Here is a 13,162-nt window from a genome sequence, read left to right as displayed (position 1 = left end):
ATGGCACTCACCCTGAGCAAAAATCAGAGCATCTCGCTGGAGAAAACTGCCGGCACTGGCTTGACCTCGGTCAGCCTGGGGCTGGGTTGGGATCCCGTGAAACCGACAGGCTTCTTTTCCAAGCTATTGGGTGGTAACGAATCGATCGATCTCGATGCGTCGTGCATCGTTCTGGACGCTGGCCTGAATCCGGTTGATGTGGTCTGGTTCCGTCAGTTGCAGTCCCGGGACGGCTCGATCAACCATTCCGGCGACAATCTCACGGGCGAAGGCGATGGCGACGATGAAACCATCTACGTCGACTTGCAGCGCCTGCCCGCCACCGTTCAGTACCTGGTGTTCACCGTCAACAGCTTCCGCGGGCAGACCTTCGAGCAGGTTCAGAACGCCTACTGCCGCGTGTTGGACCAGTCCACCCGCAAGGAACTGGCGCGTTTCAACCTGGCCGAGAAAGGCGGGCATACCGGTGTGGTAATGGCCAGCCTCAGCCGTGACAGCGGTGGCTGGCAGTTCAAGGCCATCGGCCAGTCCACCAATGGCCGTACTGCCGAAGAGCTGGTCGACCTGGCCATCCGGGCGGTGCGCGGATGACTACCCTGACGCCTGGTGGTAATGCGCCGGTAGCCTCCGGCCAACTGCGTGTCGATATCAATTATTCGCCCATTCCTGGCGCTGATATCGATGTTTCCGCCTTCGCGCTGGGCAGTGCGGGCAAGGTTCGTGGTGACGGTGACATGTGCTTCTATGGGCAGACCGGCATTCTCGGTGGGGCGATCCAGTTGAGTGCGACCTCGCCGGGGCGGGCCGAATTTACCCTGGATCTTGCACGTCTCGATACGTCCGTGGAAAAAGTCGCGCTGACGGCGACCATCCACGAGAACAAGGCGAGTTTCGATCGTGTGTCCACGCTGTCGCTGGCGGTCAGCGGTGGTATCGAAGCACAGATTCCTACCCGTGGCATGAGCGAGACGGCGTTGATTCTCGGCGAGTTCTATCTGCGCCAGGGTGTGTGGAAATTCCGCTGCGTGGGCCAGGGCTTTGCCGGCGGCCTGGAACCACTGGCCAAGCATTTTGGCGTTGAGGTCGCGGCGCCGGCGAGCCCCGCGCCGGCTGCGAGCCCGACTCCGGCTCCGGCTCCGGTCCCGCCGGTACCTGCCGCGCCGAAGTCCTCGGTCAGTCTCAGCAAGGTCACCCTGGATAAAACCCGCTCCAGCATCAGCCTGGAGAAAACCGCTGCCGGTTTCGGCGAAATCAAGGTCAACCTGAACTGGCACCGTGGCAGCGGCGGCGGTTTCTTCAGTCGCAACAAATCCATCGACCTGGACGTGGGCTGTCTCTACGAACTTCAGGATGGTGAAAAAGGAGCGGTCCAGGCTCTCGGCAACAGCTTTGGCGATCTGGACTACGCCCCCTTCATCCAGCTCATGGGGGACGACCGCACAGGATCGGTCGCCGGTGGCGAATGGCTGCATATCAACGGCAAGAAGTGGAGCGAGATTCGCCGCATCCTGATCTACGCCTTCATCTACGAAGGTGCGCCCAACTGGCGGGCTACTGACGGTGTCGTCACGATCTTCGTCCCCGGTCAGCCGGAAATCGAGGTTCGTCTCAATGAAGAAGGCGGCAGCCTGGGCATGTGCGCGATCGCGATGCTCGAGAACGTCGGTGGAGGCGTCAAGGTTACCCGCCGGGTCGACTTCCACCAGGGGCACCGCAAAATGGACGAAGCCTACGGCTGGGGCATGCGCTGGTCCGCCGGCTCGAAATGAACAACTGATCCGGCGCAGCCATCTGGCTGCGCTGAACGAGGAAACAAGCAATGCTCGAGTGGCTCAAAACCAACGCGGCGAAAGCCCGTGAAACCTTGACGACCGAAGTCGGCAAGATCAAGAACCGGTCCTTCATGGAAGCCGCCGCCAATGCCTGTGCGCTGATTTCCGCAGCGGATGGAGAGATCAAGTCTGAAGAAAAGGCGAAGATGGCGGGCTTCATCAACAATTCGCCTGAGTTGAAAGTCTTCAACCTCAACGATGTGATCAAGGTATTTACCGATGCCTGTGGCAAGTTCGAGTTCGACTTCCAGATTGGCCAGGCTGAAGCTCTGAAAAGCATCGGCAAGATCAAAGGTAAGGATGCCGAGGCACGTCTGCTGGTTCGCGTTGCCTGTGCCATCGGAGCATCCGATGGCGACTTCGATGCGAAGGAAAAGGCTGCCTGCCGCCTGATCTGCCTTGAGCTGGGTCTGAACCCGGCCGATTTCGAACTCTGAGGAGCTGAAACGTGGAATCTCATATTGGCTTCCCGCCGCTGACCATGGCGGTCTTTGTCGGCATCGCGCTCGGCGCTCTATTGCTGGACATGGTTACTCACCGTAATGACAAACCAATCACCCTGACCGGTGCGTCGATCTGGTCGGTGTTCTGGGTCGCGATTTCCCTCGCCTTCGCCGGCTTTCTGTACGTCCAGCATGGCCCTGAAGCGGCCAGCCTTTTCGTTACCGGCTACGCGCTGGAGAAGGTGCTGTCCGTGGACAACCTGTTCGTGTTCATGGCCATTTTCGCCTGGTTCAAGGTTCCGGATGGCTTGCGTCACCGCATCCTTTACTGGGGCATCATCGGCGCCATCGTTTTCCGTGGTGTGTTCGTGGCCATCGGTACGGGGCTGCTGGCCTTCGGTCCGTGGGTGGAAATCGTCTTCGCGCTGATCGTCGCCTGGACCGCGGTCATGATGCTCAGAAGTGGCGGCGACGATGAAGGTGAGGAAGACTATTCCCAGCATATCGCCTACCGTTTTGCCAAGAAGCTGTTCCCGGTATGGCCAAAGCTGTACGGTCACAACTTCTTCGTCAGTCGCAAAGCGCTCGAAGTGGAAATTCAGAAGCCCGAGAACAAGGGCATGAGCCTGGCAGCCAAGGGCGGAATTTTCGCGACCCCGCTGTTCCTCTGTCTGGTAGTGGTCGAGGTTTCGGACGTTCTGTTCGCGTTCGACTCGGTTCCGGCGGTCATCGCCGTGAGCCGCGAGCCCCTGATCGTCTACTCCGCCATGCTGTTCGCAATCCTCGGTCTACGGACCCTGTACTTCGTTCTGGAAGCGCTGAAGCGTTATCTGGTACACCTGGAAAAAGCGGTTATCGTGCTGCTGTTCTTCATCGCGGCCAAGCTCGGCCTGAACGCCACTGATCACCTGTTCCACCACGGCATCAGCATCGATCCGAACACTAGCTTGCTTATCGTGATGGCCGTTTTGGTCATCGGCATCCTGGCCAGCGTAGCCTTCCCCGAAAAGGAAGATGCGTCGGCTGACAGCAGTAATCAGTAGCAATCACAAGGAGTTGTATTCATGGCACTGACTCTTCAAAAAGGCGGCAACCTGTCCCTCTCGAAAACCGATCCGAGCCTGACCAAGATTCTGGTCGGCCTTGGCTGGGACCCGCGTGCTACCGATGGTACCGAGTTTGACCTGGACGCCAGCGCCTTCCTGCTGGGCGCCAGCGGCAAGGTTCGCGGCGAATCCGATTTCATTTTCTACAACCAGTTGAAAAGCCCGGACGGTTCGGTCGAGCACACCGGCGACAACCGCACCGGTCTCGGCGAGGGTGATGACGAAGTGGTCAAGGTTGACCTGAGCCGCGTTCCGGCTGACATCGACAAGATCGCGTTCACTGTCACCATCCATGACGCCGAAGCCCGCAAGCAGAATTTCGGCCAGGTCAGCAATTCGTTCATCCGCATCGTCAACGAGGTCACCGGCGCCGAAGTGGTTCGCTATGACCTGGCAGAAGACGCTTCGGTGGAAACCGCGATGATCTTCGCGGAACTGTATCGCAACAATGGCGAGTGGAAATTCCGTGCAGTCGGTCAGGGTTACGCCGGCGGCCTGCGCGCGCTGGCCAACGGCTACGGTCTGAACTTCTAATCGTCTCCTCAACTGAACAAGGAATCACATCATGGCTGTAAGTTTGTCCAAGGGCGGTAACGTCTCGCTGTCGAAAGAGGCGCCAGGCCTGAGCGAAGTCATCGTGGGCCTGGGCTGGGACCCTCGCGTCACCGACGGCACCGAGTTCGACCTCGATGCCTCCATCTTCATCACCGGTGAAAGCGGCAAGGTGCTGAATGACAGCAGCTTCATCTTCTACAACAACAAGAAGTCGGCCGACGGTTCCGTCGAGCACCTGGGCGACAACCGCTCGGGTCAGGGCGAAGGCGATGACGAACAGGTTGTCGTGAAACTGACCAGCCTGGCTGCTGAAGTGAAGAAGCTGGTCTTTGCGGTCACCATTCACGATGCCGATGGTCGCAAGCAATCCTTCGGTCAGGTTTCCAACGCCTATATCCGTGTGCTGAACAAGGCTGATGGCAAGGAAATCGCGCGCTACGACCTGTCCGAGGACGCTTCCACCGAAACCGCAATGATCTTCGGTGAGCTGTATCGTCACAACGACGAGTTCAAGTTCAAGGCAATCGGTCAAGGTTTCGTCGGTGGCCTGAAGCCGCTGGCTGAAGCCCATGGCGTAAGCATTGGCTGATGCTCCCGATTGGCCTGAGTCCCGGTTTTACAGCAGTGCTGTTTACTTGGTGATTTGAGTCAAAACCGGAGTTTCCAGAAAATCCGATACCAGCTCCTGGTATCGGATTTTTTATGTCCGCTCACCTGGTCAACGAATGATGTTTTTCGCGGTGGCTTCCTTGAGCCAGCCGGGGAACTCTGCCATCAACTGGTCGTAAAGCTGCTCTTCCGAGATTTGCTGGAGGTCGTCCAGCGCGAAGAAACCGCAGTTATCGACAACGCGCCCCTTCATGTCGTCGAGCTTTTCGAGGATGCCGTAACCGTTTCCGCCCAGGCCGACGAACTGCCAATAGAGCGGCAGCTTTGCCGCTTCGCTCATCAGTGTGGTGATCTTGCGATTCTCGTGCACGCCGCCATCACTGATGAACAGCACATACACCGGGGAGCGGTCGTTGGACGCCAAGTAATGCTGGATCACCTGCTCCATGACCTTGGGCTCGTCGTTGACCCGGCTGCCCAAGTCCCAATCGCGCCAGCCACCCTTGTCACGGGCGATGAAGTCCTTGTAATTGGCGAGCGTGATCTCGGACAGTTTCTGCGGCCTGGACGCGAACGCCCAGCAATCGATGGAGCCATCATCATCGAAGTGGACGGCCAGCGGCAGCAGACGGTTGACGACTTCCTGCACCCGCCCCTTGGAGTACTGGCCGTTCATCGAGCCTGATGCATCGAGTACCAGTGCCACGCGAGCCTTTACATGGGTGAGCTTGGCCTTTTCCAGACTGACCTGCGCCTTCTTCGCCAGGCTGAGCAGTTGCGGGGCCGCGGCCGCGACCTTTTTCTCCAGCGACACGGTGGACTGGATGACGGCAGGCGGTGCGACAGGTTCATCAGCGACCTCTCCACCGAAGTGCTTCACTAGCGCCCCGAGGCCTTCGTTGAAGCCTTGCAGGTTGGACGCGAGTCGCCATTGACCGTCCTTGCGGTAGATGTCCGCCACCATGATGGCTTTCTCGCCGCTGAACGTGCTGGCGCTGAACGGGCAGGTGGCAACCACTTGTCCGCCACTGTTCTTGATGCTGAACGAACTTGGCTGGATGTCACGCATCGCGCCATGGCCGTCGATGGCGGCGGTGAACACCAGACGGTCGATCGAGGGCGGCAGGCTGCCGAGGTTCAGCGCGAAATCGCCAGGCCCGGTCTGGCGCACGCTGTTGCACGGCGTGGTGGGCTGGTTGAAGAAGGTCATGTAGCGATCATCTGACAACTGGCCGCGAGTATCCAGGCCAAAGCAGGCGAGGTCGATGGTGTGCGGCGAGTGGATCTGGATCGAGAACGACAGGCTGTGATCCTGGATAAGGCTCGACAACGGCACACGTTGTCCTTGGCTGATCTGCATGAAGCACTTCCTTGAATGATCGAATAGGTCCTGGGGGCCGGGCGCAATAATAGCCTGTCATCGGGCGCGCTGCGCAGATCAGGCGCGGCCCCATGAACAGGCTCCCTGCATAGTTGATCGCAGACCTGCGTCAGACCTCCCCTGTCACCGATCGCACCTTTTCCGGCGGCTTCAACGAGCCGATGTACACCGCCACCACCGTCAACAGCGCCCCGCCGATCTGCACCGCGGAGCTGGGTTTGTGCAGGAATACCACGTCGACGAAGTAGGTGATGACCGGCTCCAGCAGCAGAATCAGGCCGGCCAGGCCGAGGCTGATGAAGCCGATGGAGCGGTTGACCATCAGCCAGCCGACGAACTGCACCATGACGCCGTAGATCACCAGCATGAGCAGGGTCTGGCCGTCGACGATGGCCAGGCTTTCCCCGGTCAGCAGGGCGTAGCCGAGCATCACCAGGCCGGCCCAGATGCTCAGGTTGAGCATTTGCGCGATCTTGTCGCCGCCGCCATCGGGCAGGTTGCTGGCGGCTTTGAGGTAGTAGACGCAGATGGCGTAGGCCAGGCCCGAAGCGATGCCGAAGATCACGCCTTTGGTGCCGAGGCTGCTGCTCATTTCCGGGGCCAGCAGCAAGTACAGACCGAAGAAGGCCAGGACGATGGCGATGGCGAAGTTCAGCGACGGCTTTTCCTTCAGCAGATAAAGGCCGAGCAGGGTCATGAAGAACACCTGGCAGTTGGTCAGGATCGAGCCAATACCGGGGCCGACAATGTAGATGCTGTGGTGCCAGAGGATCAGGTCGATGGCCAGGAAGACCCCGGCCAGTGCGGTGAGTGTCACGGCCTTGCGGCTGGGCAGGCGCACCGGGACCTTGCGCCATTTCAGGCTGAGGTAGAACAGCATCGAGGCGAACAGCATGCGGTAGAACCCCGCACCGCCCGCGCCGATGTTGGCGAAAGCCACGGCCAGCGCCGAGAGGCTGAGCATCAGACCGCCCAGGGTCAGTTCAAGTAAAGCGCGTTTGTTGTGCATGACAGTGACTCGACGTTAAGCGTCATTCAATCCGGCTCAGGGCCGGGTGGAGGCCAGTTGCAGCCAGGTGCGGATGTGCGGGTAAGCGAGGATCGCATCGGCGTACGCCTGCAAGGGTGCCGGCAGGGCGATGCCGAAACGACGGAAGCGAAACACGATCGGCGCGTACATAGCGTCGACGATGCCGAAGTGCTCGCCGCACAGGTAAGTGCCGTGGCCGCTGCGGGCGCGCAGGTCGCCCCAGATCTGGAAGATCCGCGCGATTTCTTCGCGGGTCGCGTCGAGCAGCGCTTCGCTGGTGTCGCCGGTGTTCAGGCCGAAGGACATCTGCGTGCGCAGGTTGACGAAGCCCGAGTGCATTTCCGCAGCGGCGGCCCGGGCGAGGGCGCGCAGTGCACGGTCGTCGGGCCAGAGGTTGGCCTGCGGATGGATTTCGGCGATGTACTCGGCGATGGCCAGGCTGTCGTTGATCACCAGGTCATCGACCTGCAGCGCCGGGACTTTGCCCGACGGCGACAGTTTGAGGATATTGGCGTGGGTGTCGCTCTGGTCGAGCAGGACCTGTTGGGTGTCGAACTCGACCCCGGCCGCGTGCAGCACCAGCCATGCGCGCAACGACCAGGAAGACTTGTTGAAATCACCGATTGCCAGCTTGATTGCCATGGGAGTGAGCCGCCTGTTAGGTTTGAATGGAAAGCAAACTTAACAAGCTGTTTCACACGGCGATTGTACGAAACTGGACAGCGACATGAATGACAGGCCGCACAACCGCAGTGTCGAGCCCACCGGCGACTTCTCCCGATTCCTGCGCATCCCTGAAGGCCGCTGCGAGCTGCTCAGCGCCCGCTACAGCAATCAGCACTTTGGCCGTCATTCCCACGACCGTTACGCGCTGGGGGTAATTACCCAGGGCGTGGAAAAGCTCTACTACCGCGGCACCAACCATTTCGGCACGGCCGGCACGGTGGTGACCCTCACGCCCGGTGAAATCCACGATGGTGTGCCGGTGGACGACGCCGGCTGGGTCTACCGCATGCTCTATATCGAGCCGAGCTGGCTGAACGATGTGGTGCTGCAAGGGCGTGACGGTGCCAGTCATGTGCACTTGTTCCGCGAGCCGATGGCCGATGATCCCGCGCTGGCCAACGCCCTGCTCGCGGCCCACAGCACCCTCGCGGCCTCGGCGATGCCGCTGGAGCGCGAGACGGTGCTGATCGAGGCGCTGGCCGGGTTGTTCCAGCGTCACGGTGTCGAGCTGGCCGGGCAGGGGCGCTCCGAGCGCGACGCGGTGCGACGGATTCGCAGCCGGCTGGACAGCGAGCTGGAGCACAACCTGTCGCTGGAAACCCTCGGGCTGGAAGCGGGCATGGACCCGCTCTACCTGATCCGCGTGTTCAAACGCGAGGTGGGCGTGGCGCCGCACAGCTACCAGATCCAGAAACGGGTGGCGCGGGTGCAGGCGCTGCTGCGTGCCGGCATGGACCTGGCGGAAGCCTCGGTGGCGTGCGGCTTCTTCGACCAGAGCCACATGGCGCGGGCCTTCAAGAAAGTCGTCGGAGTTACGCCGAAGGCCTTTCGCGACGGCCTGTTTCGCGCCGCGAGATAAGCCGTCGGGTCATGCTCATGGCTGCGGATTGCTCCACCAGAAGGACGGGTATTCGTCGAGCGGGTAGCGGTTGTCGTCGTACTGCAGGGTCTTGCTGACCGTGCGCGACACCGGCTTGGCGTAGCCACTGCTGACCTGGGCCTGGACGATCAGGTCGGCATAACCCTGCGAGCGCTGCGTGCCAACGCGGAAGGTCAGGGTGGCCTGCTCCATTTCAAAACCTTCGCTGCAACTGACGCCTTTCAGGGTGGTCCAGTTGCTCAGGTGGGTGGTGAGTACCGGGCGCAACCGATCGGCGTCGGGCACCACGAGGGTGAGCAGGTTGCTGTAGCCGGCATCGGGGCAACTGGCGCCGCGGGCGGTGCTGGTCATGACCACGCCGAAGGCGCGTACCTCGGGGGCGAGGCGATAGCGGGCGGTGTCCAGCCACAGGCTGCTGGCGCCGAACTCCAGCGCGGCATCTTCCGCCATGTCCTGGTCGAGGCGCTCGCGCAGTCGCCCGCTGTCGCTATCGACTTTCGCCACCAGCAGGTGCGGGCTGCGTTCGCCGGGTGGCTGGTGATCGTCGGCGTCACGGTAGGCCACCGCGACCACCGACAGCGCCGGGTCATCCGGCCAGCGCTTGCAGGCCGCCGCGAGCACTGGGCCGTCACTGTCATCGGTCGGTGTGGTCCAGCCCTGCTGCTGCAGTTGGGCGGCCAGCGAATCGAGCAGTGGTTGGGGGCAAGGTTGCGCTTCTCGCGCCGCGGCATCGGCGAGCGGCAGCAGGCAGAGCGTCAGGATGGGCAGGAGGCGGGGTGGACGGTCCATGTCGGGTCTCGATCAGCACGAAGGGTCGCGTATGCTACAGCGCTGATGGCCAACCCGCGAAGGAGCATTCATTGGTTCGACCCGCCCGCTCGGCCTCCCTTGATCTGCTGAAGTGGCTGGCGATCGTCACCATGGTCGGCGATCACCTGCGCTACCTCTGGCCCGAGCAGCATTGGCTGTTCGTGGTGGGGCGGCTGGCGTTTCCGTTTTTCTGCCTGGCGATTGCCGCCAATGTCGCCCGCGCGCTTCCCGGCGCGCTGTTCACCCCCGCCAACCTGCGTTATCTGGGCTGGTGCCTGGGTTTTTCGCTGCTGTCGGAGCTGCCGTACCGCTGGCTGGACAGCGGCTCGCAGACCCTCAACGTGATGCCAACCCTGACCCTCGGCCTGCTGGTCGCCTGGGGTGTGCACCACCGCACGCGGCAGGCCGGACTGCTGGCGTTGGCGGCGCTGCTGATCGCGGTATTCGCCAGCGACCGGTTGATGTACGGATGGCCGGGGGTGTTGCTGCCGGCGGCGTTCGTCCTGGCCTTGCACCACCGGCGCTACGTGTGGCTGGCCGGCGCGTTGGCGGTGGGCGGCAACCTCACCAATGGCTGGATTCTGCACAACGCTTTGCAGCCGATATCGATCGTGGTCCTGGCCACGGCGTTTCTGTGTGCACCGTTCGGGCTGGGGCTTTTGCAGTTGGATGTGCGCCGCGCCGTGCGCCCTGTCGGACGCTGGGGCTATGCCTTTTATCCACTGCACCTGGCGGCGATCAAGCTGTTGAGCGTTTTTAGTTGACAGCGGTGATGACCGCCCGCGTTTGCCTTGGCTATGATGCGCCCCCTCGTTCCCGTTAGCCGCGCACTCTATGAGTAACAACAGCACCTTCTCGCAACCCTTGCGCAGACGCCGTAGCCTGGCCGAAGAACTGGTGGCTGCCCTGACCGGGCAGGTTCGCGACGGCCTGCTCAAACCGGGCGAAAGGTTGCCGAGTGAAGCGCAAGTGATGGAGCATTTCGGCGTCAGTCGCACCGTGGTGCGCGAGGCGATTTCCCGTCTGCAGGCTGCCGGCCAGGTGGAAACCCGCCACGGCATCGGCAGCTTTGTGCTGGAGTCGCCGAGTTCGGGCTTGTTCAACATTCCGAGCGACACCGTGATGACCCTGGCCGATGTGCTGGCGGTCATGGAATTTCGGATCAGTCTGGAAGTGGAGTCCGCAGCCCTGGCGGCGCAGCGCCGCACCAGCGAGCAACTGGCCAGCCTGCGCGAGGCGCTGGACGGGCTCAACGGTTTGATGGCCAGCGGCAGCGATTCGGCGGGCGCCGATTTCGCCTTCCATCTGCTGATTGCCGAAGCGACCGGCAACCGCTACTTCACCGATATCCTCGGCCATCTGGGGGCCAAGGTGATTCCGCGGGCCCGTCTCAACACCCGCACCTATATCCGTGCTGACGACCCGCGTCAGTACCTGGAGCGGCTTGAGCGCGAACACGAGCAGATCTACAGCGCCATCGCCTCCCGGGATTCGGAGTCGGCCCGCGCGGCCATGTACCTGCACCTGGGCAATAGTCGCGAGCGCCTGCGGCAGGCGTATGAGCGCGGTGAGTCGTAATGTTCGGTCAACTGTATGAGTTGGCCATTTTCGTTATCACAGCCAGTGGGTTCGGGCCGCAGCGCGCCCTGACGTGACGCGCGGCAGCCCGCGGACAATGCCTGTGCCGCCGGCTCGCGCACGCAGGCGCGGCCGGGCGGCAAACCCTTACTGAGCGCCTTGCTTGTGCATCAGCGCGGCGAGCATTTCGTACTCTTCGCCGGTCAGGTCGGTCAGTGGCGTGCGGACCGGGCCTGCGTCGTAGCCGGCGATGCGGGCGCCGGCCTTGACGATGCTCACTGCGTAACCGGACTTGCGGTTACGGATGTCCAGGTACGGCAGGAAGAAGTCGTCGATCAGCCTGGAGACGGTGGCGTGATCGTCGCGGGCAACAGCGTGGTAGAAGTCCATCGCGGTCTTCGGCACGAAGTTGAACACCGCCGAGGAGTACACAGGCACGCCCAGGGCCTTGTAAGCCTCGGCATAGACTTCAGCGGTCGGCAGGCCGCCGAGGTAGCTGAAACGATCGCCCAGGCGGCGACGGATTGACACCATCAGTTCGATATCGCCCAGACCGTCCTTGTAGCCGATCAGGTTCGGGCAGCGTTCGGCCAGGCGTTCCAGGTGGCTGGCGTTGAGGCGGCAGACGTTGCGGTTGTAGACCACCACACCGATGTTCACCGATTTGCACACCGCTTCGACGTGGTCGGCGACGCCGTCCTGGCTGGCTTCGGTCAGGTAGTGCGGCAGCAGCAACAGGCCTTTGGCGCCCAGGCGCTCGGCTTCCTGAGCGTATTCGATGGCCTGGCGGGTCGAGCCACCGACACCGGCGAGGATCGGCACCGAGCCTGCGCAGGTGTCTACCGCAGTCTTGATCACTTCGCTGTATTCGCTGGCGGCCAGGGAGAAGAACTCACCGGTGCCGCCCGCGGCGAACAGCGCGCTGGCGCCGTACGGGGCCAGCCATTCCAGGCGCTTGATGTAGCCGGCGCGATGGAAGTCGCCCTGGGCATTGAAGTCGGTGACCGGGAAAGACAACAGCCCGTGGGACAGGACGGATTTCAGTTCTTGTGGCGTCATTGTTTGAAAACCTCGGGTCGGGTAAATAGGGGTGTGGCTGAACTGTTGTCTTACGTTATCGTACAACTTGCCAGATTGCTAGAACTTGATCAGGGATTTTCTGAGGAAATTGGAGGGGTGGCAAAGAATTATTGGCGCTAAGTCAGGATTTAGAGCGGTTGGTGGTGGCCTGTAAAAAAGCGATGTTGTCGTACGACATATGTTTTTCAGTGCGGCGTTGATGCTCGGACCCCCGTTGCATGCCCAATCCTTCAGCCCAGAAACCGCACGAACCAGTCCAGAGCTTCCCGCTTCGCCAGCGCCGCATGCTTCACATAAGGATCGAAGTGAGCATCCGCAAGCATGCACAGCCGCTTGGGTTCGAGTGCGCGACCGTAGGCGGCCAGCGCCAGGTCGGTGGGGGTGACGGTGTCCTTTTCCGCCACCAGCATCAGCAGAGGGGTTGGACTGACGCGCTCTATCAGCAGCCCCGGCTCATACTCGCTGGCTTTCTCACTGGACCGCACCGTGACCCGATTCTGCCAGCCCTCCGCCAATCTCCAGGCAGCACTGAAAAACGCCTCTGCGCCATCGCTGGAGAAGATGCCAGGCTCACCGTCCTGGGCGATTACATGGCGGTAGCCGGGGTGCTCTCCGCGATAGCGGGCGGCCCGGTCATTCTCGAAACCTTCCAGTGCGCTGTGAATATGAACGCCCGCGCGGCGGAGCAGGTTCTGATAGCCGCTGATTGTCGGGACCTGGGAAACGACGCAGCGAATCCGGCGATCCAGCGCACCGAGGGTGATCGCATGCCCTCCGCTGAAACTCGATCCCCACACGCCAATCCGCTCGGCGTTCACTTCCGGTCGCAAGGAAAGCCAGGTCACCACCTCACGCATGTCGTCCACTTGCTCGGACGGGATGATTTCCCCACGAACCTCGCCGCCGCTCTTGCCGAAGTTCCGGTGGTCATACAGCACCACCACGAAACCGGCCTGGGCAAACGCCTCGGCGAAGGTGTCGATGTACAGCTCTTTGACGGCGGCAAAGCCATGACTCATGACGATGGCCGGGAAGGGGCCCTGTGCCTGGGGCACATACAACCATCCATCGAGCGCTACGCCATTGGCGCTGATGCGATGGGTTTCGCGGACAAAAGAAACCATGGCTACCT

The 13,162-nt window shown here is 61.8% G+C and carries 15 protein-coding genes; 9 read left to right on the top strand and 6 right to left on the bottom strand.

Annotated features, from left to right (window positions below; translation table 11 throughout):
* From DM374_RS08745 to DM374_RS08720, 6 genes are read left to right on the top strand one after another with little or no spacing between them, the layout of a single operon-like run.
* A complete protein-coding gene (locus tag DM374_RS08745) occupies positions 1 to 591 on the top strand; it encodes a TerD family protein (protein WP_110969490.1) in 591 nt (196 codons plus the stop codon).
* Positions 588 to 1,769 (top strand): TerD family protein, encoded by a 1,182-nt coding sequence (locus tag DM374_RS08740; protein ID WP_110969489.1) that lies wholly within the window; start codon positions 588 to 590, stop codon positions 1,767 to 1,769. The genes DM374_RS08745 and DM374_RS08740 overlap by 4 nt, the downstream gene beginning before the upstream one ends.
* 50 nt (positions 1,770 to 1,819) lie before the next feature.
* Entirely contained in the window at positions 1,820 to 2,269 is a 450-nt protein-coding gene (locus tag DM374_RS08735) for a tellurite resistance TerB family protein (protein ID WP_110969488.1), read from the top strand.
* A 44-nt stretch (positions 2,270 to 2,313) separates the two neighbouring features.
* Complete coding sequence (locus tag DM374_RS08730) at positions 2,314 to 3,318, top strand: TerC/Alx family metal homeostasis membrane protein (RefSeq protein ID WP_177431537.1); 1,005 nt, start codon at positions 2,314 to 2,316, stop codon at positions 3,316 to 3,318.
* 21 nt (positions 3,319 to 3,339) lie between these two features.
* Positions 3,340 to 3,915 (top strand): TerD family protein, encoded by a 576-nt coding sequence (locus DM374_RS08725; RefSeq protein ID WP_110969486.1) that lies wholly within the window; start codon positions 3,340 to 3,342, stop codon positions 3,913 to 3,915.
* A 31-nt stretch (positions 3,916 to 3,946) separates the two neighbouring features.
* Positions 3,947 to 4,525 (top strand): TerD family protein, encoded by a 579-nt coding sequence (locus tag DM374_RS08720; RefSeq protein WP_110969485.1) that lies wholly within the window; start codon positions 3,947 to 3,949, stop codon positions 4,523 to 4,525.
* A gap of 129 nt (positions 4,526 to 4,654) precedes the next feature.
* Here the strand turns inward: DM374_RS08720 and DM374_RS08715 are convergent, their stop codons facing one another.
* From DM374_RS08715 to DM374_RS08705, 3 genes are all read right to left on the bottom strand, one after another.
* Positions 4,655 to 5,905 carry a VWA domain-containing protein gene (locus DM374_RS08715; RefSeq protein ID WP_110969484.1) on the bottom strand — a complete coding sequence of 417 codons (1,251 nt, stop codon included), beginning with the start codon at positions 5,903 to 5,905 and terminating at the stop codon, positions 4,655 to 4,657.
* 130 nt (positions 5,906 to 6,035) lie between these two features.
* Positions 6,036 to 6,935: a DMT family transporter gene (locus DM374_RS08710; protein ID WP_110969483.1), complete on the bottom strand. Its 900-nt coding sequence runs from the start codon at positions 6,933 to 6,935 to the stop codon at positions 6,036 to 6,038.
* A gap of 36 nt (positions 6,936 to 6,971) precedes the next feature.
* Positions 6,972 to 7,598, bottom strand: coding sequence for a glutathione S-transferase family protein (locus DM374_RS08705; protein ID WP_110969482.1), 627 nt, complete (start codon positions 7,596 to 7,598; stop codon positions 6,972 to 6,974).
* 85 nt (positions 7,599 to 7,683) lie between these two features.
* Here DM374_RS08705 and DM374_RS08700 point away from each other — a divergent pair, with 85 nt between their 5' ends.
* Positions 7,684 to 8,541, top strand: coding sequence for an AraC family transcriptional regulator (locus tag DM374_RS08700; protein ID WP_110969481.1), 858 nt, complete (start codon positions 7,684 to 7,686; stop codon positions 8,539 to 8,541).
* A gap of 15 nt (positions 8,542 to 8,556) precedes the next feature.
* On the opposite strand, the gene DM374_RS08695 is transcribed toward DM374_RS08700, so the two are convergent.
* Positions 8,557 to 9,351: a PA3715 family protein gene (locus DM374_RS08695; protein ID WP_110969480.1), complete on the bottom strand. Its 795-nt coding sequence runs from the start codon at positions 9,349 to 9,351 to the stop codon at positions 8,557 to 8,559.
* Between the two features lie 71 nt (positions 9,352 to 9,422).
* On the opposite strand from DM374_RS08695, the gene DM374_RS08690 reads away from it, so the two are divergent.
* Entirely contained in the window at positions 9,423 to 10,136 is a 714-nt protein-coding gene (locus DM374_RS08690) for a TraX family protein (protein ID WP_225422461.1), read from the top strand.
* A gap of 70 nt (positions 10,137 to 10,206) precedes the next feature.
* Positions 10,207 to 10,950 carry a FadR/GntR family transcriptional regulator gene (locus tag DM374_RS08685; RefSeq protein WP_110969479.1) on the top strand — a complete coding sequence of 248 codons (744 nt, stop codon included), beginning with the start codon at positions 10,207 to 10,209 and terminating at the stop codon, positions 10,948 to 10,950.
* Positions 10,951 to 11,097: 147 nt separating this feature from the next.
* On the opposite strand, the gene kdgD is transcribed toward DM374_RS08685, so the two are convergent.
* Positions 11,098 to 12,009: a 5-dehydro-4-deoxyglucarate dehydratase gene (gene kdgD / locus DM374_RS08680; protein ID WP_110969478.1), complete on the bottom strand. Its 912-nt coding sequence runs from the start codon at positions 12,007 to 12,009 to the stop codon at positions 11,098 to 11,100.
* A 251-nt stretch (positions 12,010 to 12,260) separates the two neighbouring features.
* Entirely contained in the window at positions 12,261 to 13,154 is an 894-nt protein-coding gene (locus tag DM374_RS08675) for an alpha/beta hydrolase (protein WP_110969477.1), read from the bottom strand.
* Positions 13,155 to 13,162: the final 8 nt, after the last annotated feature.

The organism is Pseudomonas huaxiensis (genome assembly GCF_003231275.1).
In the GTDB taxonomy this organism is placed as follows: domain Bacteria; phylum Pseudomonadota; class Gammaproteobacteria; order Pseudomonadales; family Pseudomonadaceae; genus Aquipseudomonas; species Aquipseudomonas huaxiensis.
Note: the sequence above shows the minus strand (reverse complement) of the source record. Positions and strands in the feature narration are given on the sequence as shown.

Bases quoted from the DNA above. Each gene is read 5' to 3' on its own strand.
- DM374_RS08745 (WP_110969490.1), top strand. From the start codon at position 1: ATGGCACTCACCCTGAGCAAAAATCAGAGCATCTCGCTGGAGAAAACT.
- DM374_RS08740 (WP_110969489.1), top strand. From the start codon at position 588: ATGACTACCCTGACGCCTGGTGGTAATGCGCCGGTAGCCTCCGGCCAA.
- DM374_RS08735 (WP_110969488.1), top strand. From the start codon at position 1,820: ATGCTCGAGTGGCTCAAAACCAACGCGGCGAAAGCCCGTGAAACCTTG.
- DM374_RS08730 (WP_177431537.1), top strand. From the start codon at position 2,314: ATGGCGGTCTTTGTCGGCATCGCGCTCGGCGCTCTATTGCTGGACATG.
- DM374_RS08725 (WP_110969486.1), top strand. From the start codon at position 3,340: ATGGCACTGACTCTTCAAAAAGGCGGCAACCTGTCCCTCTCGAAAACC.
- DM374_RS08720 (WP_110969485.1), top strand. From the start codon at position 3,947: ATGGCTGTAAGTTTGTCCAAGGGCGGTAACGTCTCGCTGTCGAAAGAG.
- DM374_RS08715 (WP_110969484.1), bottom strand. From the start codon at position 5,905: ATGCAGATCAGCCAAGGACAACGTGTGCCGTTGTCGAGCCTTATCCAG.
- DM374_RS08710 (WP_110969483.1), bottom strand. From the start codon at position 6,935: ATGCACAACAAACGCGCTTTACTTGAACTGACCCTGGGCGGTCTGATG.
- DM374_RS08705 (WP_110969482.1), bottom strand. From the start codon at position 7,598: ATGGCAATCAAGCTGGCAATCGGTGATTTCAACAAGTCTTCCTGGTCG.
- DM374_RS08700 (WP_110969481.1), top strand. From the start codon at position 7,684: ATGAATGACAGGCCGCACAACCGCAGTGTCGAGCCCACCGGCGACTTC.
- DM374_RS08695 (WP_110969480.1), bottom strand. From the start codon at position 9,351: ATGGACCGTCCACCCCGCCTCCTGCCCATCCTGACGCTCTGCCTGCTG.
- DM374_RS08685 (WP_110969479.1), top strand. From the start codon at position 10,207: ATGAGTAACAACAGCACCTTCTCGCAACCCTTGCGCAGACGCCGTAGC.
- kdgD (WP_110969478.1), bottom strand. From the start codon at position 12,009: ATGACGCCACAAGAACTGAAATCCGTCCTGTCCCACGGGCTGTTGTCT.
- DM374_RS08675 (WP_110969477.1), bottom strand. From the start codon at position 13,154: ATGGTTTCTTTTGTCCGCGAAACCCATCGCATCAGCGCCAATGGCGTA.